This is a genomic window from Lysobacter enzymogenes (assembly GCF_017355525.1).
GTDB lineage: Bacteria > Pseudomonadota > Gammaproteobacteria > Xanthomonadales > Xanthomonadaceae > Lysobacter > Lysobacter enzymogenes_C.
In genome coordinates this window covers 2,253,106-2,279,655 of sequence record NZ_CP067395.1, presented here as the reverse complement: position 1 = coordinate 2,279,655, position 26,550 = coordinate 2,253,106, and the positions used below count along the sequence as shown (strand labels likewise).

Below are 26,550 nucleotides of genomic sequence, written 5' to 3'. Positions count from 1 at the left end.
ATGAAGATCAAGATGAAGCTTCTGGACATGACTCTTAAGTCCTTCTTGTACGGCGGCCTGCTGACGAGCGGCGTCATCGCCGCCGGCGCCGCCGCCCCCGCGTACGCGCAGAAGGGCGGCCAAGCGACCTTGCCGCAGCGGCAAGCCGACGGCGGCCGCAGCGGCTCCGTGCCGGTCGACCTGAGCTCGCTCGACAAGCCGGCCCCGGCGCGCGAAGGCGCGCCGGAGGTTCCGACCCAGTGCGTCGGCGACGAATGCCGCAGCGACGAAGGCCTGCTGTTCCGCGTCCGCACCCGCGGCGAGGACAAGCCGGTCGCGCAAGGCGACGACCCAGCCGCATTGCAGGCCAACCGCCGCGTCGACGTAGTGCGCGAGAACGTCGCGCCGGGCGCGGCCAAGATCGCCGGCAAGTTCCAGATCGACCTGCCCAACGGCGGCGTGATCTGGGCGACCGAAGATCCGACCCTCGGCCCGCCGGTGCTCAACGTGCAGACCGGTTCGACCGCGCCGTTCGAGAACGGCCGCATCACCAAGCCGGTGCGCTTCCACGGCTACACCAACTACGCCTCGTTCATCGAGAAGCTGCAGGTCACCGTCTACCGCGGCAGCGACACCGACCTGGTGACGCCGCTGGCGACGATCGACCTGCCGGTCGAGAACGTCGCCGAGCAGGAGTGGGACGGCACCCTGCCGGCCGGCTTGAACCTGCTCGCCGGCGACGAGCTGATCTACATCGCCCGCGCCTACGGCAAGAGCGGCGTGTTCGACGAAATCCAGCCGCAGCGCATCCAGCTGCTGAAGCCGGAGGAGTACGAGCGCGGCGTGCAGATCCAGCGCGACCAGGTGCAAAAGTCGCTCGGCCAGCCGATCGACGAGCGCAACGCCCAGGACCTGGCGATCACCAGCTCGATCTACGGCACCAACGCGATCCGCCTGCAGAACATCCCGGTGTACGGCTCGCGCGTGCGCATCTACGGCCGCGACATCCCGCGCGACAGCCAGATCACCATCAACGACCAGACCTTCCCGATCGACCTGGAACGCAAGTTCGCGGCCGAATTCCTGGAACCGATCGGGCCGCACACCTACGCGGTCAAGATCAAGAACCAGGGCGGGGCGGAGCTGACCAAGAGCCTCGACGTCAACGTCACCGGCAAGTACAGCTTCCTGGTCGCGCTGGCCGACGTCACCCTGTCCAAGAACAGCGTCAGCGGCAACATCGAGCCGCTGGCCGCGGGCGACCGCGGGCGCTACGACGACAGCTTCATCAGCGAAGGCCGCCTGGCGTTCTATCTGAAGGGCAAGGTGCAGGGCAAATACCTGATCACCGCCCAGGCCGACACCCGCGAAAACGAAATCAAGCGCCTGTTCAACGGCTTCTTCGACGCCGACGCGCAGGACATCTTCCGCCGCCTCGACCCGAACCTGTACTACCCGGTCTACGGCGACGACTCCAACACCTACCGCGACGTCGACACCCAGGGCAAGCTGTACCTGCGCGTGGACTGGGACCAGAACCAGGCGGTGTGGGGCAACTTCAACACCGGCCTGACCGGCACCGAATACGCCCAATACAACCGCTCGCTGTACGGCGCGGCGCTGGCGTGGCGCAGCCGCAACACCACCGTGCTCGGCGACCCGCGCAGCGAACTGCGCGTGTTCGGCTCCGAAGCGCAGAGCGCGCTCGGCCACACCGAATTCCTCGGCACCGGCAACAGCCTGTACATGCTGCGCCACACCGACATCCTGCCGGGTTCGGAAAAGATCACCGTCGAAATCCGCGACGTCAGCACCGGCCGGGTGGAATCGCGCGTCGACCTCAAGCGCGGCGCCGATTACGAAATCAACAACATGCAGGGCCGCATCCTGCTGACCCGCCCGCTGTCGCAGATCACCCGCGAGAACGTGCGCACGCTGACCCGCGACACCCCGCTGGACGGCTACACCCAGCGCCTGCTGGTCGACTACGAATACGTCCCGGCCGGCTTCCAGACCGACGACGTCAGCGCCGGCTTCCGCGGCAAGCAGTGGATCGGCGATCACTTCGCCGTCGGCGGCACCTACGTCGACGAAAACCGCAGCGGCGACGACTACACCCTCAAGGGCGTGGACCTGACCCTGCAGGCCGGCCGCGGCACCTACCTCAAGGTCGAGAAGACCCGCAGCGAATCGACCGCGGCGCCGCTGTGGTACTCGACCAACGGCGGTATCGACTTCACCCGCGTCAACCCGATCGCCGGCGCGCGCAAGGGCGACGCCGACAAGGTCGAAGCGCGCGCCAACTTCAAGGAACTCGGCTGGACCGAGCTCGACTGGAGCGCCGGCGCGTGGTGGCGCGACGTCGACCCGGGCTTCTCGATCTCGCGTTACGACCAGGGCCAGGCGGTGCGCGAATACGGCGCCGAGTTCCTGGGTTACTTCACCGAGACCCTGAGCCTGTTCGGCCGCCACACCCGCCGCGAACGCGGCGACGAGGCGCTGGAACAGAGCCAGCTGACGATGGACTGGCGCATCACCAACGACGACCAGCTCGGCGCCGAACTGCGCCGCATCCGCGAAGAGCGCGGCGCCGGCGCGACCACGCCGGACCTCGACGCGATGCTGTTCGCGATGCGCTACACCCACCGCTTCGGCTCCAGCCTCGAGGTCTACGTCGCCGGCCAGTACACCGTCGACGACGACAGCGGCCGCTACGAACGCAACGACCTGGGCACCATCGGCGCGCGCTACCTGTTCGGCGACCGCTCCAGCGTCGGCGGCGAATACAGCAGCGGCAGCCGCGGCAACGCCGGCAAGCTCGACGCCGAATACCGCCTGAGCCCCGACCACACGATCTACGGCGGCTACACCTTCAGCACCGACAGCACCGAACGCGACCCGCTGTTCGACAACGTGCTGCAGACCGGCTGGACCATCGGCCAGCGCTGGCGCCTCAACAACCAGACCAACCTGTACAACGAAAGCCAGTTCCTGAAAGACCCGCGCGATTCCAGCGAAGGCATCGCCCACACCTTCGGCATGGATTTCTATCCCGCCGAAGGCTGGAACCTGGGCTTCAGCGTGATGGACGGCGACCTCGACGCGGCCAGCGGCCACATCGACCGCCGCGCCTACAGCCTCAGCGGCGGCCGCACCGACCAACGCACCGACTGGTCGAGCAAGATCGAATACCGCAAGGACAGCGGCGCCGAACGCCGCGAAGCCTGGACCACCGCGAACCGCCTGTTCTACAAGATCAACGAAGACTGGCGCATCGCCGCGCGCTTCCTGTACTCCGACATCAAGGACCAGATCGACGCCAGCCGCGGCGCCAAGACCGTTGAAGGCAACCTCGGCTTCGCCTACCGCCCGCACGACAACTCGCGCTGGGCCGCGTTCGGCAAGTACATCTACTTGTACGACCTGGCCACCATCGGCCAGGAAGGCGGCAACCAGTACGACCAACGCTCGCAGGTGCTGTCGTTCGAAGGCATCTACCGCCTCGACGACAAGTGGGAACTGGCCGGCAAGGCCGCCAGCCGCTGGGGCGACTACCGCATGGGCCGCGGCAGCGGCTTGTGGCTCGACAGCCGCGCGGACCTGGTGGCGGGGCAGGTGCGGTATCACCTGATCGCGAAGTGGGATGCGATGGCGGAGTATCGCTGGCTGTCGGTGAAGGACGGCGGCGATCGGCGCGGTTGGTTGGTTGGGGTGGATCGCCAATTGAGTCAGAACTTCAAGGTGGGGATTGGGTACAACTTCACTGACTTCAGCGATGACTTGACGGATTTGGAGTACGACAACAAGGGGTGGTTCCTTAACCTTGCCGGGTACTACTGATCGGCTGACGAAGGATTTGCTCGAAGAAAAAAGGCGCCCGAGAGGGCGCCTTTTTTTGTCAGCAGGGCGTCAATTCGCATGCAGCCTCGCTATGTCTGGATATGGCGAAATCGTTTGCCGAACTTCCGTCAGGCGAGTGATCTTTTGCTCACGTATCAGAAAGAACCAAGCAGTGCGGTAGTTCAATGCGGTGACGGGATCTATACCATCGAACAGCAGCACGGTAGACGTTCCGCTTACTATCGTGTCGATGAGTACAGGGTTCTCAAGCGGGAGCTCCACTTCGTCGTTCATCATCCATACGCTTGCATCTACCTTCGGCACTGAGCAGAGGAAGATGAAATCTTCGGAAAAGAACTGGGCGTCGACCTTTCCAGTCGCCAGCCAGTGGTCGAAGAAATCCAGAGCGACGTTTCGATCACCTCAACGCTTCAAGATTTGGTGGCTGCCAGCGGACTGCGTCATTTCTTCGTGGGCGCCGGAAGAACAGTGCAAGCCGTGCCTCCCTGTAGGAGCGGCGCAAGCCGCGACCGCGAAGCCGCACATGCGACGAAGCCCTCAGGGATTCGTCCTCTGCCAAGCGCTACATCCACTCCACCAGCCCATACCGGCTGAAATCGAACTGCGCGAAATCCGCACATTCCCCCAGCCGCATCTCGCGCGTATTCGCATCCAGCGTAATGCTGAAAACCACCTCGCCGCGCGCATCGTCCCCGCTGGACAGGATGACCTGAGGCTGGCCGCTCTTAGGATCGTCGAGCATCCTGACCTTTCGGCCAGCGCTGATTCCGACGTATTCGCCCTCGCGCAGTTGCGGCGTTGGATAGACCAGGAACTCGATTGTCCACACGCCCTTGACCGGCTGGTTTCCAGCGGCCGTCGCGTGTTTCGATAGCCACGCTTGCAGCTCCCGGTCGGGGTACAGGCGGCAGAATTCTGCGAAGGCGACGCTTTGGGCTGCGGCGAAATCGAACTTTTCCATTGCGGTCACTCGATTCGGAACCGGTCAGCCTTTGAAGTAAGCAAAGAATAGCCGAGAAAACAGGGGGCAGAGTGCATTTTCCCAAGGTGTGTCCAATGAGGATAGGGTGGGAAGCACACTCTGATCTTTGTTTTCTTTCCCTGCTTTATGTTTCTCCCCGTTTTTCGCATTTGATTTATCGATAACTCAAATGCATCGTGCCTCAGAGTTGTGCTGATTTACTGAGGAGGCCGCCGGGGCGCTGTAGCTTGCATATAGTATTCAGAGGGAGATTGAAGGCGTAATGCTCATTTTCGGAAATTTCGGGGGTGAGCAAAAATTCCCACCAGGCCATAAAAGCCCATTTAAATTCTGGGTATTCGAACGAGCTATCTTCTCTGTTGTTGATCTCTTCAAAGTCGTCATTTTCGAATCTAACTCTGTCTCTTGTGACGTGAAGTGCCCATCCGTAGTCGCCAAAAATATACTCCGATGCAATGCCTTCCTCTACTTGGTGGATGTTTATCCAGAGGTCCTCTATGTTGGTCGGCGTTGCGGATAAGGAAATTGCATGGAAGTACTTATTGTATCTTCCGCCCGGGGCGTCGGACGCGCTAAGCCCGAGTCCTATCCTGACTGCGTTGTCGAATTCGCTGGGAATTGCATAGGAATACAGATCCAAGGTTATATTTTGATTGTTCATTGGACTGGGCAGGCGATGAAGTTTTGAAAAACAGGGGTCAGAGTGCACGTCCCCAAAGTGTGTGCGTCCAATGAGGATGGGGCGGAAAGTACACTCTGATCCCTGTTTTCTCTTTTCCGGTCCGTAATGGCGATCCTTCATGCATAAAGCGAACTGGGCGACCGTGAGTAAACGGATCAGCTAGCGGTGCCAAGTGGTCGTCGTGTTTCTAGTGCTGGCCTTTGTTTGGCCCTTTCAATAATTCATCGGCTTCTGTGTTCTCGTAAGTGTGTACTTCCGGGAGATTTTCATCGCTTACAAAAATGAGCTCATGGTTTTCATGGATCTGAAGGAAGCTCTGAACGGCGATCCAGACTAGATCTCCGCTTAGCCATTTCAGCCCTTCTTCGGAGAAAAGCCCTTGCATGACCAGGGTGCCGTCCTTTTTTGCGATCTTCTTTCCGAGGTCTATAGCTGTTTCGCAGGTTTTGCAGCAGAGGAAGTAGTAGATGCCCATTTGAGGCGCTGCCGTTGAAGGTGGATGCCGATGATGCGATCTCTTGTTACGTAAACCTTTTTTGACGCGCGGTGCAAGCGCTGCTCAGTTCGTCGGGCCACTGGCCACAGGGTAGGCAGTACCGTCGTCCATCTCCTAAGGGCGCTCTTTTACATTGACGTACCTCACGCGCAGTGCGAGCCACAGTCAACTCCCTGTAGGAGCGGCGCAAGTCGCGACAACGCACCTTCCCGCCCGCATCGAACCGCTCACTTCATGCGTATGCCTCTGGCCACGACTCGCGCCGTTTCAGAGGGCGCGGATCGAACTTGCACAGCATTCGCGTGCACTCAATGCAGCAATACGCGGAGAGCTTAGGGTGAACAGCGAAAATCGGCGATTGTCCATTGACAGGGCAATAGCTTGAGTAGCAGTCTTGGCGCCGGAGCCTAGAAACTCCTTCACACAGCGGTACCCACCTCCGACAAGCCGGTGGGTTTTTTGTGCCCGAAGTTTGGGCGCAAGCTCGGCGCATGTCAGCGTCGGGAGGGCGGTGAATACAACACCCGAAAGGGGAATAAGCCCGCCGTCTGTGTGCGGTTTCTAGCCTCCCGACATCCCGCCTGCGCATCCGCGCAGCGCGGGCTACAGGCTCATGGAGAGGAGTACCGCATATGCCCCGAAGAACCACATCCGCGCCGCCCGCGGACTACGTCCTGCTGCCCGCCGACGCGTACCACGGCCTGCAAGCCTTCCGCGACGAACTGATCGGCATCGCCCAAACCATCGACCCAGCCACCCCATCGCCTGAAATCCGCAAACCCGAACAATCGCGCCGCCGCGCCCTGGCCCGCGTGTTCCGCCTCTGGGCCGACCAAGTCCACGGCAACCTCCAGACGATCCGCTCCGACTAAGCCCGTTCACCGCCCACCGGTCGCCGTCCGGCCGGCGGCGGCCTTTGGTTTCGGTGCGAACGTAGGCGCTTCGACCTTGCGCGCAAGTCTTCAAGCGTCGCGCGCGATCCGATTTATCCCGAACGCAAGGCGCCGAGTGTCGTCGCCGACCCGCGCCATGCCGGGCGCAAGCCCCAAACACCCGACCGCAAGCCGTCGAGCCTTGCGATTCCGAGTCTTTGTGCGTTGCGATCGGGGCGAATCGTCTTGCCCGCGAACCTTTAATAGCCGATTGCAAGGCATTTGGCCTTGCGCGCAACCCGCGGAACCTTGCGTTCGCAAGCCAAGGAACCTTGCGCGCAAGCCGGGCGGGTGGCGCGCGAGCCGCCGTGGCTTGCGCGCGAGGCTCAGGGCTTTGGACACGAGGCGAATCATGTTGCCATCGGGATTCGACCGCTTGCCAGCCTTTCTATCGATAGCGCTTCAATCACCCCAACTGAGTGAGGATCTCTTGAGCGTACTCGCCATTAAAGACAGATCTGTACTCTTCGACGGTTTTGCGCATGTATTCCGAAAAAGAATCAGAAACTGCCTCGACCGAGCCGTCATCAAACACCCGATATACGGGCGGATCGTCGTTCCCATCGCAAATGAAGTATTGAAACTGCGCGCCCTGATATGCACTGAAGACAAAGGCTTTGTCTGGCAACTGGAAGTCGACGCCTTCCTCTTCGATCAAATCCCCAAGATTTTGCTTCAGAACCTCAATGTCCGGGTAGAAGAAGTTGGCGTCATAGCATAATAGTCCTGCAGACCTGCCGCATTCGCGCAAGAACGTCTTGTAGGTCGACGGAAGCCTCACTCCCTGTGCGCCCTCAACTAGATTGACCTCGCGGTCATCCAGTCCGGAAATCGGAGTTTTCTGATCTAGTCCCGCGGACGCAATCCAATCTCTGAACATACTTAACCTCATTTCCTTTCTGCTGGACACGGCGCGCGAGGGCCTCGTTCTTGAGCGACCTCGATGTTGGGGGTATCGCCCTTGAACTAGTCAAAACAGGGGGCAGAGTGCACTTCCCCAAGGTGGGTGGGTCCTATGAGTACGGGGCGGAAAGTGCACTCTGCCTCGTGTTTTCCGCTAAAAAACTCTACGAAGCGTTTCAATCTTACGAGCAACGAGAGCGGAAGGGTTTTCAAGTCTGGCAATGAGTTCGGGGTGGGAGGCGGAAACTTCTGCAATAGCTTTTAGAATGCCTTCATAGGCTTCCAGCTCGGAGATGTTAACTTCTTCTTCTATGAATATTAATTGGACTCCTTCAAATTCCTCTTCAGGGTCTGCCTCTGAATCTCTTCCAAATATGCACGTGTAATCATTGTAGCCGAAGCCCTTTTTCTGAAGGGCTCTGTCAACGGCCACGAGAAATAGATCGGTTGGGAGCAGTTTGTATATTGCTTTTGCAGCATCTATGTTGGCAGCACTCATGGTATAGCTCAGAGAGTGAAGGAGGATGTTGTGGTGACGCGATTGTTAGTCCTCCCTTCGAATTGATTGGAGAGTCTATTGGGATGGGATTTCGGAAAGTGCACTTTGCCCCCTGTTTTCCTGGTCACCTCGCCGGCGATGGGCTTTTTATTCACCACCACCGGTCGAAGCATCCAGGGGGACCTTCACGGAATTCCTTCGGTCCGCCAGCCTCAGCCCAGATCGCCTCGAAATCCTCTTTGGTTATTGGCTTTTCTTCTTCTGCAGGGGCGTCAAAGTCGGGCGCTTCGGTAAACATGTAGTCAGCATGGGAGCTGCCTTGCCAGTCTGCCCAGCGATACGTGCCGCCAATGACGGTTACGTGCCGGACGATTTCCTGTCCTCTAACTTCAAAGTAAAACCATCCCCATTCTCCAGCATCTGAGAACGTTTCGGATTTGTAGTGTTCAATTCTTTCATCTGGAATGCCCATCAGGTTCTGGCCTTTTGCTCTATATGCCTTTTGGCTCTGACAGCGCGTTGCGGCTTCTAAGGTGCGTGCTGATGTTGCGTGCTATGGATATTGCTTGGTCAAAAGCAGGAGGCGGAGTGCACTTCCCCAAGCTGTGTGCGTCCAATCAGGAAGGGGTGGAAAGTGCGCTCTGACTCCTGTTTTCGTTGTGGATGCGGTGCTGCTAGAGCATCGGACGAATCACGCAGACGAGGTTGCCGCCATAAAGGCCCGGAGAGATGACGATCTCCGCGTCTGGACGTCTCCTAAGCGCTTCTTCGACAATCGAGGCGAAGCCGCGCGGGGTATAGAACGCGCGCATCGCTTGGCGGGTTGGCAAGATTACAACGCTGCGCCCTTCCGCAAAGGCTAGATCGATTACTTTCCGTAGCGCGTCCGTCGCAAGAAATCTACGTAGGCATAAAGCCCCGGACTCGATGGCTCGTTTTGCCACGAGGGTGGGGTCGGCCGGATCAGTTTTGTTCATGCCTTCACTTGCAAGCACTAACACCTCAGTATCGGTGGGGCTCTATATTCATGGTGCGCGGTCGAAACACCCAGGCGGGCCTTCACGGAATTCCTTTGGTCCACCGGCCTTGGCCCAGATCGACTCGAACTCCTCTTTGGTTACTGGCTTTTCTTCTTCTACAGGGGCCTCGAACTCGGGCGCTTCGGTAAACATGTAATCGTCATGGGAACTGCCTTGCCAGTCTGCCCAGCGATACGTGTCGCCGATGACGGTTACGTGCCGGACGATTTCCTGGCCTCTGACTTCAATGTAAAACCAGCCCCATTCTCTTTGATCAGAGAAAGTCTCAGATTTGTAGAATTCATTTTTCATAATGCTTCTCCGTGGCGAATAACTCTGCCTAAGGTGCTCATGTGTGAATCGTTAAGAATAAACTGTAAAAACAGGGGTCAGAGTGCACTTCCCCAAGGTGTGTGCGTCCAATGAGGATGTGGAGGAAAGTGCACTCTGACCGCTGTTTTCCTGAGTAGCGAGGGCCCCGCTCTCAACGGGATGGTCTCGATTTTCGAGGGTATCGCCTTGAACCGATAGATTAGCCGCTGCAGGAGTCGCAGATTTGGAATCCTGAGGTGACGCATACGCTTTCGCCCACTTTCGATGCGGTTTCCAGTCTCGCTGCGCCACAACTACCTGGGGTCGCAGGTATTCACCATATGGCGCCGAAACCAGTCAAAGCGGTCCGCCAGCCTTTCTCCAGATGAGTTCAAATTCTTCTTCGCTGATGGACTCATCGCCATTCATTGGTCCGTCGAAGCTTGGGTCGCAGGTGAACAAATAGTCGGGCGGGTAGCTGTTTTTTAGTCTTGCCCAGCTATATCCACTGCCGAAAACACTTGCGTGCCTGACGATTTCTCCGTCGAGCGCCTCGAAGTAGAAGAATCCTTTGCCCGAGCTGATTGAATGCATTTGGTGTCTGAAATATGAGCGCATTTCGAAGGGGCGGAGTAATAGGAATGGAGAGGGCGGGAAAAAACAGGGATCAGAGTGCACTTCCCTTAAGATGATATGCGGAAAATTCGGATCACGCTGGCGACCAATCATCCGCATAGTGCGTTCAATTCCCCCCCTGGAGGCGCGATATGCCTCGTCTGCCCCGGATCGATTTGCCCGGTATTCCCCGACATGTGATCCAACGTGGCAATGTTCGTCAGCCGTGTTTCTTCCAGGAGGTCGACTATGTCCGCTATCTGGGCGATTTGAAAGAACTCTCCGTCCGTAGCGGATGCGTTATCCACGCTTACGTGCTGATGACGAATCACGTGCATCTGCTCCTGACGCCGTCGTAAGTGGGGCAGGTGAGTACGTTGATGCAAGCGCTAGTACGTCGCTATGTGCGCTATGTAAATGACCGCTATGGTCGCACAGGCACGCTCTGGGACGGACGCTACAAATCTTGCCCGGTCGACAACGAAACGTACGTGCTGAGTTGCTATCGATACATCGAACTCAACCCGGTGCGTGCGGCGATGGTCACCGCACCAAGGGACTATCGATGGTCAAGCTTCAGATCGAATGCCGAAGGGGTGCATGACGCACTGATCAGGTCGCATCCGGCCTATCTGGGATTGAGTCTGGACGACGACTCTCGACGGAAGGTCTATCGCGAACTTGTAGGGAGTTCGATCACCGCGGAAGAACTGCGACTGGTTCGTCTACGGCTTCAGCGCCGGCATGCGTTGGGCTCCGATCGATTTCGCGAAATGTTTGAACGCCAGGTTGCAGCGGCGAGCGGGGCCGACGAAGATCGGCCGGCCGCGCATGGTGTGTGCGTCCACCGAGGATGGGGCGGAAAGTGCACTCTGACCCCTGTTTTCTCAAGCCAATATCCTAGTGCGATAGAAAATAGGGTGCTAGGCTCGTGCTTCATCGTGATGGAAAACGATTTCTATCCGATCTGCGTAGATGGTTATTTTCTCGTCGGACGGGCCTTCAGGTGTGTCCCAAAGAAACGAGGCGTCAAATTCAAATCCACAGGAATATATTTTTTTATCGATGAATGTTCCAGTGATTTCATAGGAATAGGTTTCGTCTATTTGCTTAATCTTGTCGCCTGTTTGCTCTGTGTGTCTTTGAAGGAAGTGGTCGTCAAAGGTTTGAATGTATAATTGCGCAAGATAGGTTTCTCCGATTTTTATGGGGCCGAGCCCATTTGACGAGGTGCAGATTAATTCTGCCTCGCCAGAACTGATCGTAACTTCGTCTTCCATTATTTCGTTAAGGCGAACAATGGTGATGTTTTTCATCGGGAAGGGTATCCTGTGTAGTCTGAGTTGCTTTGTAATTTGGTGTTGCTTTTATTGAAATGGGACTGCGATGTGTCACCGATCATTCTAAAAACTTCCGTCCGATTCTTTATATGTATAGTTGTAATTTTCCCATAATTGTTGGTGCCCACGAAAACAAAATAAGCTTGGCCGCTAGGTGAGCCTCCGTGCGGATCATTAGCCATCTTGGCAATTGTATTGTTCTTTCCGTTAGAGTTTCTTAAGAAGGCAATGTATCCAGTTCTTTTTTCTGCGGCATTGCCACTTGGGGGGTATTTGTATCTGATTTTATGCCCGCTCCGGATCGCGTATAAGCCCATTTCTAAATATTCGGCTTCGCTCGTTGCGCCCAGCCTTGCCCCGTGCTTCTCGAAATGTTCAGTGAGTTTAGTGGGATTGTCAAACTCCGGGAAGGCTCTGGAATTTATGCGGGAGTCTAATGCTTTGGCTGATTGATTGGCGTTGGCATCTTTAATTCGGGCAAGAGCTGCGGCTTCTTCCTGGACTTGATTTGAGCCAGTCAGTTGAGAGCGCCTTGATGGAGAGGCCAGTCTTCTTCTATTTGCACTGGCGGGGGCGAAGCTCATTACATTTTCTGTAACTAGCGACGCCATTTCACCACTTTGCCTCTCGTTCAGGCCCGCCACACGAGAAAGGCCGATTGCTGATCCAGCAAAAACTTGCCCGGCCATCATATTATTTGCTTCGCGTGCGTTCTCCTCTGCCTGAAAGACTACTTCCTCGGGAGTGACGCTAGATCCGGTACTCGATCCTCGTATATAGAACGACGCGATGTCATCAAGCTCTCCCCTGAGGCGCTGCATTTCTCTGAAGTCGTTCGGAGCTTTGTCATCCTTCTGTTCGAGGCTGTAGAGGCGCTGCGCGTAGTCCCTATGGATCTCGGCCGGCAAGTATGGGGCGGCCAAATCGTACCGCCGCTTTTGTTGCTCGGCAGACCACCTTTCTGAGTCTATCGACTCGGTGTTTCCTTGCAAATGACCGAGGTATCCAGCGCGCTCAGATGCGTATCTTGCGGCAGCAAGACGTGCGTTGACGTGCTCCGGGGTCTTTATCAGATCTCCAGGGCGATAAGGGCGCAAGAAGCCCTGGCGTATTTGGTCGATGGCTGACGCGACAGGGCTTGGGTGGCTTCGGAGTGACTCTGAATACTGCTCGACCCAGGGCGACGGGCGGAATTCAATTGATTCAGGCCCCGCGTTGTACATCGCGGAAACATCTCGCTCAAGCATTTCTCGAAGATCTGCAGAGTCGATCTGAAGGTCATCAACTCTAACTGCGGTCACGAGAACGGGGCGGTATTCCCGATCAACAACGTTATTGTTGATATTTAAAGGGCCTACGTCCCATCCGTTGTCGATTTTCGCCGCGCGGCCCTCACGTGTCGTGCTGTCGTCCAATACAACAGACGGGGCGATCCGGCCGGAGGCGGTTTGAATTTCCCCGCTATCCTCGACGCCGCCCATCGATCTTCTCGACTGGCCGGATTTGCTGCTCTGAGCGAAGTAGCCCCGACCAATCGCATTGCCCAGCGCATTGCCGAAAGCGTCCTGCGCTATCCGCTTGTAGTCGATATCGTCATTGAAGCCGAATGCTCGTCGGGTATGAAGGCTGACAACCCCGCCGATCATGCTGTCGGAGAAGTCGCCCAGCATCGAACCGGTACCACCGAACAATTGAGGTGCGGGCTGGCCAATCGCGGCACTGATGCCTGCGGAAATGTATTGAGACGCCGCATTCGCGGCGATCGCGCGCCAGCTGAAGCCTTGGTCGATTCCCGCAATCTTCTGACCGATATAGCTGGCCGCGGCACCTCCCAATGCCATCCCCGCTGCTTTCACCGGCGATTGCGCGAGAGCGGATTGAACGCCGCTCACTCCCATCAAGTTGCCCAAACCAGCGGTCAAGCCTCCGGTAACGCCAGCAGACAATGCATTACGCAAGCTAAAGCTGGTAACACCCATCATGCTGCCTACGGCTTGCCCGGCGATGCTGCCCGCGACGCCTGCGGTGGCTCCCGCTAGAACTGCGGTTCCTAAGCTTGGGGCTAGCGCCGCTGTGGCGGTGAGCGCCGCGCCCGAGCCAACCGCCCCAAGCGTCGACACGCTAACGGCCGTGGCGCTGGCGGCAGCCCCCATCGCACTGGCAGTGGGAGCAGTCATCGTGCCCCAGGTGGCGAACGAAACTGCGACGACTACGATCGCCATCATGATGATTCCAAACCCACCACAGCCATCCTTCGGCGGCGGCGCAATGTAAGGCAGTTCCGGCGACGTCGACCCAATCGCCTCGCCCGGGTTATACGGCTTGAACGTCGACGAATCGTTCCTGCTAACCACCGCCTTAGGCACCACCAACCCCAACCCCGGCACCAACTCCTTCGCCGGATCGCTCAACCCGTTCGCCTCCGCGATCAGGTACCACATCAACTCGCTGCCATAGACCCGCTGCGCCAAGCCGCGCAGGGTCTCGCCGGCCAGCGGCATCACCTTGCTGGCGGCGTCGCCGGCTTCGTAGCCGCCCAGGCCGTTGAGGCTGACGAACTGGTTGCTGTAGGCGTATTGGTTGCCTGTGGTCCGGTTGTAGCTGGTCTGGCGCAGTTCGGCCTGTTGCACGCCGCCGGCGTGGATCAGGCGGAAGTTGTCCGCGCCCATCGGGCCGTCCTGGACGAACTGGCCGCTGTCGTTGATGCGGCCTTCGCGCCGCTGCATCACCGCGCCGTCGCCGTTGTAGGCGTAGTAGCGCATGCGGTCGTCGATGCTGCCGTTGCGCAGGGTGGTGTGTTCGCGCTGGGACATCAGGCGGCCCAAGGCGTCGTAGCTGAGGGTGTTGGTGGTGGGCTTGAAGCTGTTGTGGTTGCTGGTGCCGGTGGTGGAGACGAGTTGGTAGCTCTCCCAGCCCTGGTAGGTGTTGGTGTAGGTGTGGATGTACTGGCGGTTGTCGGGCGCCATGCCGTAGACCATGTAGGTGGTCAGGCGGCCGAGGGCGTCGTAGCCGGTGGCTTTGGCGTCGCCGAGGGTGACGACGTAGTGGGTGCTGCCGCGCCAGCCGAGGACGCCGATGTCGGTGCTTTGGCGGTTGTTGACGTTGTCGTTGGATGCGGCGACCACCCAACTGCCGTCGCCGGTGACGCGCTCCCAGGCATGTTGCAGCTTCAGGCGGCCGTCGACGTCGTATTCGTAGTGTTCGGCCGCGTGCAGCCAGCCGCCGTATTCGTAGAAGCGCACTTCGCCATCGGGCAAGCGCTCCTGGTATTCCGCGCCGATGCCGTAATAGCTAAGCGAACCGGTGAGGCGGTTGTTGGCGTCGTAGGTCATGCGCTTGAACACGCCGCCGTTGCTGGCCATCTGGCCGCCGCGGATGACCTGAGTGTGGTACTCCACGGTGCGGTTGCCGCGCAGGTCGCAGTCGGAGCGGTCGATCCGGGTTTCCATCAGGCCGCTGCTGGGGGCCGTCTGGTCGGGCAAGATGCTGACGCGCGCCACGACGTTGCCGGCGGCGTCGTAGGTGTTCTGGTAGCCGCCGCCGGCCAGGGCGATGCCGTCGGCGGTCAGCGCGCCGTTGTTGATCTTGATGCGGTTTTCGGCGTCGTAGGTGTACCAGTAAGTCTTGCTCTGGGTCGGGCCGGGCGGTGTGGGCAGGGCGGCGGTTTGAGCGGGAGCCGCAAGGCTCTGCGGGGCGCCCATTTCGAACGACAGCACGCTGCCGCCTGGCAGGCTCAGCGGGTCGATCGGTCCGCCCGGGCTGCCGCCGTCCCAGACCGTGGTGACCTGGATGTCGAACGCCATGTCGACATACGCGCCCTTGCTGTCGGTGGCGCGGATGACGACGGGAAAGACGTCGATCCAGCCTTGTGTGCGCGCCGGCGGAACGTGCTGGATGACGTGCTGGCCGTAACCGTTGATGTAATAGGTCCAGCCGCTCGGACTGAGCAACTGGTACGACATGGCGTCGCCGTCCGGATCGCCGAAGGTGTCGGCCGGCAGGAACGCGTACTGCATCAGGTTGGGATTGCTGGTGCCGACGTTCCAGTACACCGTCGGCGATTGGCGGTTGACGTACGGCGCCAAGTTCTGCGGCGGCCGCGGCGCCACGGTGATGACGAACTGCGAGCTCGACGCCGCGCCGTATGGATCGCTGGAATACACGGTGACGGTGTAGGTGCCGGCTGTCGTCGGCACGCCGCCGACGGTGCGGGTCGACGCGTCGTAGCCCATGCCCGCAGGCAGGCCGCTGAAGGAGTACCTCACCTCGTCGTAGTCGGCGTCGTAGCGTTCGGGCAGCTGGTAGTACCAACCGACCGAAACCATCGCGTTCTGATTCGGAATGACCGTCGGGTCCGGCGTGCGGTTGTTGCGCACCCAGATCTGGATATTGGCCTGGCCGACACCGCCGAAGCCGTCGTCGGCGTAGACGACGAGGTTGTAGACGCCGGGCGTGGTCGGGTTGCCGCTGAGCACGCGGGTGGCGGGGTTGAAGTTGAGCCCGGGCGGGATCTCGCTCAGGCGGTAGCTGAGCGCGTCGCCGTCTGCGTCGGTGAAGGCGGGCAGTTGGTACCAGTAGCCGCCGCTGACGCCGATCACCGCGGTCGGCGGCGAGGGGATGGTCGAGGGCGGCTGCGGGCGGCTATTGGCCTGACGCGTGGTCATGGTCAACGTCGTCGTGCGGCTCGCCCCGCTGGTGTCGGTGGCGGTGAACACGATGTTGTAGACCTGACCCGACGGCGTACCGACAGGCGGGCGGCCCGACAGGCTCAGGTAGGTCTGGCCTTGCACGGTGGTGCGCTGGAAGCTCATCCATGCGGGCAGGCCGCTCGCGGACAGCGTCAACCGGTCGCCGTCGGCGTCGACGAAGGCCTGCGACAGCGGCACTTGCCAGGTCACGTCGCGATCGGTCACCACGTACGCCGCCGGCAGCGAGCCCGGACCGGTCGGCGCGTTGTTCGGCGCGACCACGATCTGGATGGTCTTGACCTCCGACTGTCCCTTGTCGTCGGTGGCGCGTACCTGCAGCGTGTAGGTGCCGGTCGGCGCGGTGCCGCGCAGGCGCACGACGGCTTGTGCGCTCTGGTCCCAGCTCAGCCACGACGGCAGTTGCGCGGGGTTGTCCAGGCTCAGGCGCAGGCGGTCGCCGACGTCGAGGTCGTAGAAGAAGTCGGTCGCCAGCAGGTCCTTGTTCCAGCTGTCGCCGGTCTTGACCTTGAGGGTCTCGACGCTGTCGTTGTAGCGCCGCGGCGCGACGTTCTCGCGCAGGTACAGGTTGAAGACGGTGAAGGCGCTCTGGCTCGGCGCGTTGGTTTCGTACGCGGCCAGCTTGATCCGCAGGTCCTGGTCGGCGGCGTTGGCCGGCGGGTTGGCGGTGAAGGTGATCCAGCCCGTGCTGGGGTCGCGCTGCACGCTCAGCCAGGACGGCAGCGGCTGGCCGTTTTCCAGCGAGATCTGCAGGGTCAGCGGGTCCTGTTCGGCGTCGCGGAACAGGTCGCTGAACAGCAGCGAGAACTGCGAGCTCAGGCTGCGGCGGATCGCGCGGTCGGCCGGAGTTTGCAGCGTCTGCGGGACGCTGTTGGAGACCGGAATGCCCGGCGCATCGGGGCCGTAGCTGGACGTGGCCGACACGCTGCGGCGGTTGCCGGCGGCGTCGTAGGCGTAGCTCAGGTCGAAGATGCGCTTGTTGACGACCAGATCGTCCTGGATGACGCGGGCGATGCGGTTGTTGCTGTCGTACCAGGTGCGGGTGACGGTGCGGACCGGTTGGCCGGCGCCGTCGGTGGTGTTGACCTCCTCCAGCGTGCGGTTGCCGGCGGCGTCGTATTCGTAGCGGTACGTCGGTGCGGAGCCGTTCTCGTGCAGCGCCTTGATCCGGCCGTTGGCGTAGTAGGTGGTGTAGCGGACGAAGTCGGCCGCGCCGCCGCCGCTCTGGGTTTCGGCGGTGATCTGCCCGGTGACGGCGTCGTAGTGATAGTCGAAATCGCGGCCGCCGAGGTTGTTGTGGTCAATCAGGCGGCCGTAGACGTCGTAGTCCCAGGTGAGCTGGTCCAGGTACACGGTTTCGCCGTCGCGGTCCTGAATCGCGGCGCCCAGCACGCCATAGTTTTCGGCGGTCTTGCGCCCCATCACGTCGTAACCGTAATGGGTCAACGAGCCGCCGGCGGTCTGCACGCGCGCGACTTGATGGGTGCTGCTGTAGTCGTAAAGCGTGGCGTTGCCGAGCGCGTCGGTGACCTTGGTGCGGTCGCCGTTCTGATTCAGCACGTAGCTTTGCAGCCGGTTGCGCGTGCGGTTGCCGACGCCGTTCGGAAGGAAGTCGCCGGTTTCGACCAGCCGCCCCAACTGGTCGTACTCGCTATAGGTCAGATAGCCCGCCGCATTCTGCACGATCCGCTGCTGGCCGAGCGCGTCGTAGGCATAGAGGGTGGCGGAACCCAGGCCATCGATGCTGCGGACCAACTGGCCCGCGGCGTCGAGTTCCTGGATGCGCAGGTTGCCGTTGGCGTCGCGGGTGCCGATCAGGCGGCCGAGCGCGTCGTAGAACCATTGGTTGACCGGACGCGTCCACGCACCGGCTCCGTTCTCGCCGACGGCCACGACCAGCGGACGCTCGTCGCGGGTGGTCTGGTTCAATTCGTTGTAGCGGTAGTTGGTGCGGTAGCCGCGCGCGTCGACCGCTTCGAGCACATTGCCCCAGCGGTCCCTGACCTGCTGCAGGGTCGAACTGAGGTTGGGGTCGGCGGTGTGCGAAGGCTGGCGGACGAGGACGGTGCGTCCCAGCCGGTCGACGACGGTAGTGGTGACGGCGTCGACGCGCTGGCCTTCGCTGGTGGCGACCACGTGCTGTTCGCGCACCTGATGTCCGGCGAGGTTGTAGCCGAAGTTGCGGATCCCGTAGTTTTCGTTGGAACTGGTCAGGCGGCCGGCGGCGTCGTAGACGTAGTTCAACGCGCCTTGCAGCGCGCCGTGGGTCTTGCGCACGATTTCGCCGAAGGCGTTGTACTCGACGCTCTGCTTGCTGTCGTCGGCATTCCAGTTCGGCAGGATCCGGAACTGGTGAAGCTGCGTCTGCCGTCCGGCCTTGTCGTAGACGTAGTCGATATTGACCGTGGCGTTCAAGGCGGCCTGGGTGCCCCAAAGCGCATACCACTGCCGCACCACATGATCGGCCGCATCGTACTCGCTGTAGCGCGTATCGCCGTTGGCCGCGCCGACCGCCACCGCGCGGCCCTGCCAGTCGTAGCGGATGTATTCGAGCTGATCCTTGGCGTGACCGGTCACGCTGCCGTCGCTGCGCTTGCCGGTAGCGTACTTGCGGGTCAGCAGCACGTTGCCGAACGCGTCGTAGCGCATTTCGGTGTACGGCGAGGAGTATTCGTACAGCCAGCTCAGGTTGAGATCGCGGGTGGCGTCGTCGAGCAGCGGCTGGATGCTGTTGTCGGTGATGACGCGCCGCACCGGCTCGGTGACGCTGATGGCGCGGCCCAGCGCGTCGTAGGTGGTGGCGAGGATGCCGGTGTCGTCGATGATCTGGGTGACGCGGTCTTCGCCGTCGTAGCGGAACTGGCGAAACACGTCGCGCACGCCGTCGCTGCCGTCGACGCCCTGGAAATGGCGCACGGCGGCCTCGCTGGTCTTGCGCCCGAGCGCGTCGTAGCCCCAACGGGTGACGCGGTCGTAGCCGCTGACCGCATCGCCGGCCGGCGGCTGCGCCGGCGGCGCGGCGGTGCTTAGGCCGCCGGTGTAGACCGCCTTGGCGTATTCGACGCTCTCCACGGCTTCGCCGTTGGCGTTGTAGCTGACCCGGGTGACGTAGCCTTCCGCGTCGACGCTGACGGTCTTGCGGCCAACGGCATCGTAATAGAGCCAGGCATCGGCCCAGCGCGCATCGGCGCCGCCGGCGTTGCCTTCCAGCAGGGTCGATTCCTTGACCTTCTGGCCGTAGGCGTCGTAGGTCGTGCGCACGGTCGGCGTGCCGGCCGCCGCGGCGCCGGACGAGGTGTAGTAGCTCACCTGCGACTGCTCGACCTGCACGGCCAGTCCGCGCTGGTCGTAGCGCGTGGTCAGGGTGCGGTCGGAAGCGGACGCGGCGACCGCGCCCTGCGCCTGCGCCAGCGAGATCGGCTGGCCTTCGCTCCAGCCCGTCAATGCGGCGGCGTTGATCCGCTGCGCATAGCGGCGCAGCTGGGTCTGCTGGCCGAAACCGTCGTAGGCGTAGCCGGTGACGTAGCCTTCCTGGTCGACTTCGTACGCCAGCTGGCCGAGCCCGTCGTAGACCTTGTAGCTGTAATAGCCGCGCGTGTCCTTCTGCACCACGGCGCGGCCGAGCGCGTCGTAGCCGACTTCGAGCGTCGGCTGGACGCCGGTGGCGAGCAACTGCCCGGTGCTTTGGTCGATGCGGCCGGCGTCCGGGAAGATCGTGCGGATCTGCTGGCCGCGGTTGTCGTAGACGTAACGGGTGGTGCGCGACTGCGCCGTGTCGGCGTTCTCGATGCGGCTGAGCACGTTGCCGAGCGCGTCGTAGGCGGTGCGGGTGACGATGCGGCCGTTGCGCACGCTCTGCACGCCGGCGGTGTCGGCGCTGCCGATGGCGACTTCGGGGCTGAACTCGGCGACGCGGCGGCCGGCGAGGTCGTAGTCGTAGTTCCAGGTGTGGCCGTTGGCGTTGGTGTAGCCGCGCAGTTGGCTGAGCGCGTCGTAGGCGTAGCGGCGGGTCTGGTTGAGCGCGTCGGTGACGCTGAGGGTATTGCCGTCGGCGTCGTAAGCGGTGACGGTCTTGCGGACGTCGGCGATGGCGGCGACGGCGGCGGCGACGGCCGCTTCGGTCATCGCGGTGCCGGCCGGTATGTAGCCGCCGTACTTCCGGGATTCGACCGCGCGCCCGGCGCCGTCGTAGCGCTGTTCGGCGACGGCGCCGAGGTGGTCGATGGTGAAGCGCATCCGGCCGTCGGCGTCGTAGACATAGCGGGTCTGGCGATAGCGGCCGTCCGCGCGGGAACCGGACAGGTTCAACGCGGCCTCCACCGTGGCGACGGTTGCCTCCGACCCGAGCGCGATCGCGCTGTCGTAGCGCAACGCAGCGATCAGGCGGCCGGCGCCGTCGTAACGGCGTTCCTCGACCGTATAGAGGCCGGCGGCGGTTTGAGTCAGCGCGTAACGCTCGCGGCCGGCGGCGTCGTAGACGCGCCGCGTCGCCGAATCCGCGCTGTCGTCGCGCGGTGCGACGGCGGCGAGTTCGCCCAGGCTGGCGGTGCCGGCGGCCAGTTTGGACCACAGCGCGGTGGAAAGCGCCGCGGCCCGGGCTTGGCGCCGCTCCTGGATGAGATTGCCGGCGGCATCGTAGTCGCGGGCCGCGACATAGCCCGCAGCGTCGACCGCCGCGGCGATGCGGCCGGCGCCGTCGTAGATGCGGTATTCGCGCGAATCGCGGGCGTTGTCGGCGGAAGCGGCGAGGCGATCGCGCAAGGCGGCGAAAGCGGCGCTGTCGCCGGCGACGAGTTGCGGCTTCAGGACGGCATCCAGCGCAACGGCGTTCGCATAGGCCCGGCTTCCGGCAACCCGGCCCGCAGCGTCGTACAAGGTTTCCACGACGCCGCCGTTGGCGTCGATGCTGTAGCGCGCGCGGCCTGCGCCGTCGTAACTGGTGTAGGCGACGCGGTCGGCGGCGTTGTCGACTGCGGTGACGTCGATCACGTCCTGCGGCGAAGCGGTGCCGGCGGTGAGCTTGGCGCGCAGGGTCGGATTGAACTGAGCGGCATGCGCATAACGCTTGTGCACCACCATGCGGCCGGCGCGGTCGTAAACGTAGGAGACCACCGTGCCGGAATTGTCGACCGTGGTGCGCAGTTCGCCGGCGGCGGTGTAGACGTTGTAGGTGATCTGGTCGAGCGCGTCGTTGCGCAGCAGCGCCAGCTCCGACTCGTCCGCAAGCATGTCGCCCCGATACAACTTGTCGAGTCGCGCGTTGCTGAAGTCCGGCCACAAGGCCGCATAGCGACGGGTCGCCACCACCCGGCCGGCCGCGTCGTAAATCAGCTCCTGCATCCGGGTCGATCCGCTGATGATCAGCCGGGGCCGCCCGTCGCGGTCGTAGACCGTGAAGGTGTGCGGATCGAATTGGTGCCAGGGGATGCGCGCATCGAGTTCGGCGATCGTGGTGCCGTCGCTCAGCGTGGATGCGTCGATGGGGAGGATCAGCGTGCGGTTGGCCACGACCCGGCTCGCCGGGTCGAACCAGTTGCGCGTCATTACGCCGAGCGGATCGATGGTGTAGATCAGCTGTCCGGCCTGATCGTAGTAAAAGCGGGTCACGTTGCCGTTCGCGTCGGTGCGCCGGATCAGATTGTCCTCGGCGTCGTAGGCGTAGGCGGTCAGCAGGTTCAAGCCGTCCGGGTCGATGCGTTCGGCCACGCGCCGCCCGAGCGCATCGTAGTCGTACTGCACCGTCCGCGCCGCCGCCGTCCCGGCGCCCTCGGTAACGCGGACCTGCCGCCCCTGCGCGTCGTAGCTGTACGTCGTGCGCAGGTTCAACCCGGCCGGATCCAGCGCAACCTGGGTCAGCCGGCCTTCGCGGTCGTAGGCGTAGGCGGTGACGCGGCCGCTGGCGTCGGTGGTTTCGACCTTGCGGCCTTGGCCGTCGTAGCGGTAGCTCGTGGTCAGCGCCAGTCCGGCGGGATCCTCGATCCGCCGCAACAGCCGGCCGACGGCGTCGTAGCGCAGTTCGATCCGGCGGCCGCTGCCGTCGACGGTTGCGGCGAGCAGGCCGCGCGCGTCGTACTCGCTGGTCGCGGTGCGGCCGACCGGGTCGGTGCTCGATACCAAGTGGCCGTCGCGGTCGTAGGCGTAAGTACTTTCGGCGACCGCGCCGCCCGGCAGCGGCGAGGTCACTTTGACCTGCTGGCCGTGGCGGTCGAAGAAGGTCTTGACCGCGACGCCTTCCGGCGTGGTCACCGTGGTGCTGCGGTTGGCGGTGTCGTAAACGCTGGTGGTGGTGCGGCCCAAGGCGTCGGTGACGCCGATCGTGCGGCCGAACGCGTCGTAGGCGGTGGCCACCACCTGCTCGCGATTGAGCACGGTGATGCGCGAACTGAGCTGGCGGCCGAGCCGGTCGTAGCGATAGGTCGTGGGCACGCCGCGCGCATCGGTCGCGCGGATGACCCGGCCGAAGGCGTCGTACGCGAGCGAGGTCGAGCGCGCCAGCGCGGTGCCGACGCCGTCGCGGCCGGCGATGGCGAGGCCGCGGCGGTCGTAGTCGGTTTCCATGGTCGAGGTCGCGCCGGCGTTGAGCACCGCTTCGCGGATGCGCTCGCCGAAGGCGTTGTAGGTGTACTGGCGCAGCTGGCCTTCCGCATCGGTGGCGGTGGCGAGCAGGCCGCGCGCGTCGTAGCCGAAGCTGCGCCGGCTGTCGCTGGCGGCGACATAGGCCAAGGTGGCGATCGCGGCGGCGGCGCTGTCGCGGCTGCCGGCCGTGGCCAGGACGATGCGGCCGCTGTACGCGGTGCGGTCGCGCACCTCGCCGAACGCGGTGTAGCGGGTCTCGCTGACCTCGCCGAGCGCGTTGGCTACGCCGTTGGCGTCGGCGACGCCGCGCACCGTGTAGGTCTCGCGGCCGGCGGCGTCGTAGAAGCTCCAGGTCTTGTGGCCGGCGGCATCGATGCTTTCGATGCGGCGGCCGAGGCTGTCGTAGCTGTGGCGCACGCCGTACTGGGCGAACAGCGCGTCGAGCTGTGCCTCGCTCATGCCGGGCAGCGCGCGCGCGGAACCTTCGCCGCCGAGTTCGCCGATCAGTTCGCCGAACACGTTGTAGCGCAGGCGGCTTTCGCGCACTTCGCTGGTGTCGGCGGCGCGCTCGACCCGGACCAGGTTGCCCTGGACGTCGTAGCTGTAGCGGGTCAGCGTGCCTTCGGCGTTGCGCTCGGCGCTGAGCCGGCCGAGCGCGTCGAAGCTGCGGCGGGTTTCGCGGATTTCGCCGGACGCCGCGGCGCTGCGCAGCGCGGACAGGGTTTCGTTGCCGGTCAAGCCGGTCAGGCGCAGCGCATACGCCTTGCTCGCGCGTTCGTTGCGCGCTTCGTCGAACACGGTTTCGGTCAGATAGCCTTCGGCGTCGAGCCGGCCGACGAGGTTGCCGCGGCCATCGAAGAACCAGCGCGTGCTCTGGTCGTTGTCGGCATCGGCCGCGGGGCGCAGCTGGGCCAGGGGGCCGGCGGCGCGCTGGGCGCCGTCGGTGACGTTCGCGTAGGCCTTGCTGCCGATGCGGCGGCCGCCGAGGTCGTAGCTGTATTCGACCAGATAGCCTTCCGCGTCGAGTTCGCCGCTGAGGCGCCCTGCGGCGTCGTAGAAGGAGCGCGACACCCGGCGATTGCCGGCGCCGTCCTTGTGTTCGACCTGCAACAGGCGGCCGGCGCCGTCGTAGCTGTAGGTCGCGATGGCGCCGTCGCCGCTGCGTTCGGTCAGCAGGCGGCCGAGCGCGTCGTAGCCGCGCGTGGCGCTGCGGTCGTCGGCGCTGGCGCTCGGGCGGATCGCCGACAGTGCGGCCGGCGCGACGGCGCCGGCGACGAGCCAGGCGCTGGTGTCGACGCGGTTGGCATAGCTCAGGGTCTGGCGGATCCGGCCCAGATCGTCGCGCAGGTATTCGACCACCGCGCCGGTGGCGTCGACGTCGCCGGCCAGCCGGCCTTGTTCGTCGTAGAAGAAATAGCGGCGCGCGCCGCCGGCGTCCTCGCTGGCGCGCAGGCGGCCGGCGCTGTCGTAGTAATGGCGGGCGAGGGTGCGGGCGTCGCCGCCGCCGACGGCCGATTCGGTGACGCGGATCAGCTGGCCGCTGGCGTCGCGCACTTCCAGCCGCACGCGGTCGTTGCCGGTAGCGCCGTCGCCGACGCTGCCGCCTTCGACCACGATGCGCACCGTGTTGGCCGAGGATTGATAGACCCACTGGCTGACGTTGCGCTTGACCTGCTCGGCGCCAGTGCCGGTCTTCTCGGTGACGATTTCCGACAGCAGCCGGTCCATGCCGTCGTAGACGTAGCTCGTGGTCTGGACCACATCGCGCGCGTCGTCGGCGAGCACGGTGGAACTGCGCAGGGTTTGCCGCTGGATCAGCAGCCCGCGCGCGTCGTAGCGGTACTGGACGATTTCGGCTGCGTCGTCGACGACGCCGTTGCCGGAGCCGTCGACCCGGGCGTACGCGGTCGTGCCCGCGAGCCGGCCCTTGAGGTCGTAGCTCGATTCGGCCAGCGTGCTTTGCGCGCGCTGCGCGGCGGTCGCCCAGGCGCTCAGCGCCGACAGCGTGGTTGCGCCGGTGTAGGCCGCGCCGAGGTAGCGGCGCGCCTTGGCCACCTGGCCCGCGCCGGCGCCGGTGCTGTGGTATTCGAATTCCTGCACTGCGCCGTCGGCGCCGACGGCGAAGCGCAGGCGGTCCTGGGCGTCGTAGACGTAGGTCGTGGTCAGTCCGCCGCCCGGCGCCTGCGCGCCGAGTTCGCGGTCCGCGTCGAGGCCGGTGTAGACGGTTTCCGAGGCGAGTTGGTTGTTCGCGGTCCAGGTGCGCTGGACCGCGGTCGCGGCGGTGCCGGTGACGGGATCGACGGTATCCCATTGCCACAGCGCGTTGCCGTTGGCGTCGTACTGGTAGACGGTCTCGGACAGCGTGGCGCTGCCGCGCAGGGTCTTGATGCGGGTGAGGTTGCCGGCCGCGTCGTAGCTGTACTGGACGACGTCGCGCAGGCCGCCCACTGCCGGCGCGCGCACTTCGGTCAGCTGGCCGGCGGCGTCGTAGACGTAGCCCCACGAGCGCCCGGTGGAGTCGGCGACTTCGGTGCTGCGGTTGGCGTCGTCGTAAGTGAAGGTCAGGGTCTGGCCGATGCCGTCGGCGTCGTTGGCGTTGCTGTCGCCGCGGGTCAGCGTGCGCACCCGGCCCTGGGCGTCGTAGGTGTAGCTGACGACGGTGCCGTCGCTCTGGCTGACTTGAGCGAGTTTCAGGCTGGTGGCGTCGGCGTAGGTGTAGACCGTGCGCAGCAGGTAGCCGTCGTTGTTGGCCGCATTGGCGGCGTCCCAGCTGTCGCGGTCGCCGGCCGGGTCGTCCGGGGTCAGGTCGACCAGCACCGAGCTGAGCCGGCCGGCGCTGTCGTAGGCATAGGTGACCTGCTCGCGGACCACGCCGTCGGTGCGGGTCGACAGCGCGATCAGCCGGCCGTTGCCGTCGTAGGTGTACAGCAACGCGTCGGCCGTGCCGCTTTCCGCCGCGGCCACTTCGCTGACCCGGCCGGCGGCGTCGTACAGCACGTTCCAGGTCGCCGGCGCGGTGCCGTCGGACTTGAGGTCGCGGATCCGGGTCAGGCGGCCCTTGAGCGCGGCGTCGGCGTGGTCGGCGTATTGCTCCTCGCGGCGGCTGCTGCCTTCGACCCAGGTCCAGCGCTTGCTGGCGGCGTCGCGGCTGAGGGTGTCGTGGGCGCCGTCGCCGGTGCTGGAGCGGTACAGGCCGGCCGAGACGTAGACGAAGTCCTGGTACGAACCGTCGCCGGTGTAGCGGCGCATGACGCTGCCGGCCGCGTCGAGGGCGCCGCTGAGCAGTTCGACCCGGCGCTCGAACCCGGTGATCCAGGCATCGGCGCCGCTGTCGGAGAGCTGGCCGCGGCTGTTGTAGGTGCGCACCGCGGCCAGGCCGAGGCCGCGTACGGTCAGGAATTCGTCCTGGCTGCGCAGCACCAGGTTGCCGGTGGCGATATTGACGTATTGCTCGTCCTTGCCCTGGCCCAGCCGGGCGCTGCCGCCGAGCCCCTTGCCGATCTGCCCCGCCGAGCCGTTGTACAAGCCCAGACCGATCCCCGAAACGATTGCCGACATGCGCCGCTCCCATTGGCGGCCGCCGCTGGGGGCGGCCTAATATGAGAACTTCTCGGCAGTTTTTCGGAAAAGTTTAGGGCGGCGTGTTGG

14 protein-coding genes are annotated in these 26,550 nt (G+C 63.2%); 3 read left to right on the top strand and 11 right to left on the bottom strand.

The features are described from left to right. Complete coding sequence (locus JHW38_RS09435; protein ID WP_207525686.1) at nt 1-3,819, top strand: hypothetical protein; 3,819 nt, start codon at nt 1-3, stop codon at nt 3,817-3,819. A 583-nt stretch (nt 3,820-4,402) separates the two neighbouring features. Here JHW38_RS09435 and JHW38_RS09430 read toward each other — a convergent pair. From JHW38_RS09430 to JHW38_RS09420, 3 genes are all read right to left on the bottom strand, one after another. Continuing rightward, on the bottom strand, nt 4,403-4,801 hold the full coding sequence (locus tag JHW38_RS09430) for a hypothetical protein (RefSeq protein ID WP_207525685.1): 399 nt from the start codon (nt 4,799-4,801) through the stop codon (nt 4,403-4,405). Nucleotides 4,802-5,003: 202 nt separating this feature from the next. After that, the gene (locus tag JHW38_RS09425; RefSeq protein WP_207525684.1) at nt 5,004-5,462 is read right to left on the bottom strand and encodes a hypothetical protein; all 459 of its coding nucleotides are present in this window, start codon (nt 5,460-5,462) and stop codon (nt 5,004-5,006) included. 229 nt (nt 5,463-5,691) lie between these two features. After that, on the bottom strand, nt 5,692-5,979 hold the full coding sequence (locus JHW38_RS09420) for a hypothetical protein (RefSeq protein ID WP_207525683.1): 288 nt from the start codon (nt 5,977-5,979) through the stop codon (nt 5,692-5,694). A gap of 653 nt (nt 5,980-6,632) precedes the next feature. On the opposite strand from JHW38_RS09420, the gene JHW38_RS09415 reads away from it, so the two are divergent. Then, nucleotides 6,633-6,872, top strand: a complete 240-nt coding sequence (locus JHW38_RS09415) for an XAC0095 family protein (RefSeq protein ID WP_207525682.1) — start codon at nt 6,633-6,635, stop codon at nt 6,870-6,872. Between the two features lie 466 nt (nt 6,873-7,338). On the opposite strand, the gene JHW38_RS09410 is transcribed toward JHW38_RS09415, so the two are convergent. From JHW38_RS09410 to JHW38_RS09385, 6 genes are all read right to left on the bottom strand, one after another. Then, nucleotides 7,339-7,812, bottom strand: coding sequence for an SMI1/KNR4 family protein (locus JHW38_RS09410; RefSeq protein ID WP_207525681.1), 474 nt, complete (start codon nt 7,810-7,812; stop codon nt 7,339-7,341). Between the two features lie 177 nt (nt 7,813-7,989). After that, on the bottom strand, nt 7,990-8,334 hold the full coding sequence (locus JHW38_RS09405; RefSeq protein ID WP_207525680.1) for a hypothetical protein: 345 nt from the start codon (nt 8,332-8,334) through the stop codon (nt 7,990-7,992). 151 nt (nt 8,335-8,485) lie between these two features. Continuing rightward, the gene (locus tag JHW38_RS09400) at nt 8,486-8,806 is read right to left on the bottom strand and encodes a hypothetical protein (RefSeq protein ID WP_207525679.1); all 321 of its coding nucleotides are present in this window, start codon (nt 8,804-8,806) and stop codon (nt 8,486-8,488) included. 202 nt (nt 8,807-9,008) lie between these two features. Beyond that, the gene (locus JHW38_RS09395; RefSeq protein ID WP_207525678.1) at nt 9,009-9,311 is read right to left on the bottom strand and encodes a hypothetical protein; all 303 of its coding nucleotides are present in this window, start codon (nt 9,309-9,311) and stop codon (nt 9,009-9,011) included. Between the two features lie 48 nt (nt 9,312-9,359). Beyond that, nucleotides 9,360-9,665 carry a hypothetical protein gene (locus tag JHW38_RS09390; RefSeq protein WP_207525677.1) on the bottom strand — a complete coding sequence of 102 codons (306 nt, stop codon included), beginning with the start codon at nt 9,663-9,665 and terminating at the stop codon, nt 9,360-9,362. A 357-nt stretch (nt 9,666-10,022) separates the two neighbouring features. Then, nucleotides 10,023-10,259, bottom strand: coding sequence for a hypothetical protein (locus JHW38_RS09385; RefSeq protein ID WP_207525676.1), 237 nt, complete (start codon nt 10,257-10,259; stop codon nt 10,023-10,025). A gap of 173 nt (nt 10,260-10,432) precedes the next feature. Here JHW38_RS09385 and JHW38_RS25455 point away from each other — a divergent pair, with 173 nt between their 5' ends. Continuing rightward, the gene (locus JHW38_RS25455; RefSeq protein WP_242691299.1) at nt 10,433-10,639 is read left to right on the top strand and encodes a transposase; all 207 of its coding nucleotides are present in this window, start codon (nt 10,433-10,435) and stop codon (nt 10,637-10,639) included. A 564-nt stretch (nt 10,640-11,203) separates the two neighbouring features. Here the strand turns inward: JHW38_RS25455 and JHW38_RS09375 are convergent. Beyond that, nucleotides 11,204-11,596, bottom strand: a complete 393-nt coding sequence (locus tag JHW38_RS09375; RefSeq protein ID WP_207525675.1) for a hypothetical protein — start codon at nt 11,594-11,596, stop codon at nt 11,204-11,206. Further along, on the bottom strand, nt 11,593-26,460 hold the full coding sequence (locus JHW38_RS09370; RefSeq protein ID WP_207525674.1) for a putative Ig domain-containing protein: 14,868 nt from the start codon (nt 26,458-26,460) through the stop codon (nt 11,593-11,595). Before JHW38_RS09370 ends, JHW38_RS09375 begins: the two co-directional genes overlap by 4 nt. Between the last annotated feature and the right edge of the window lie 90 nt (nt 26,461-26,550).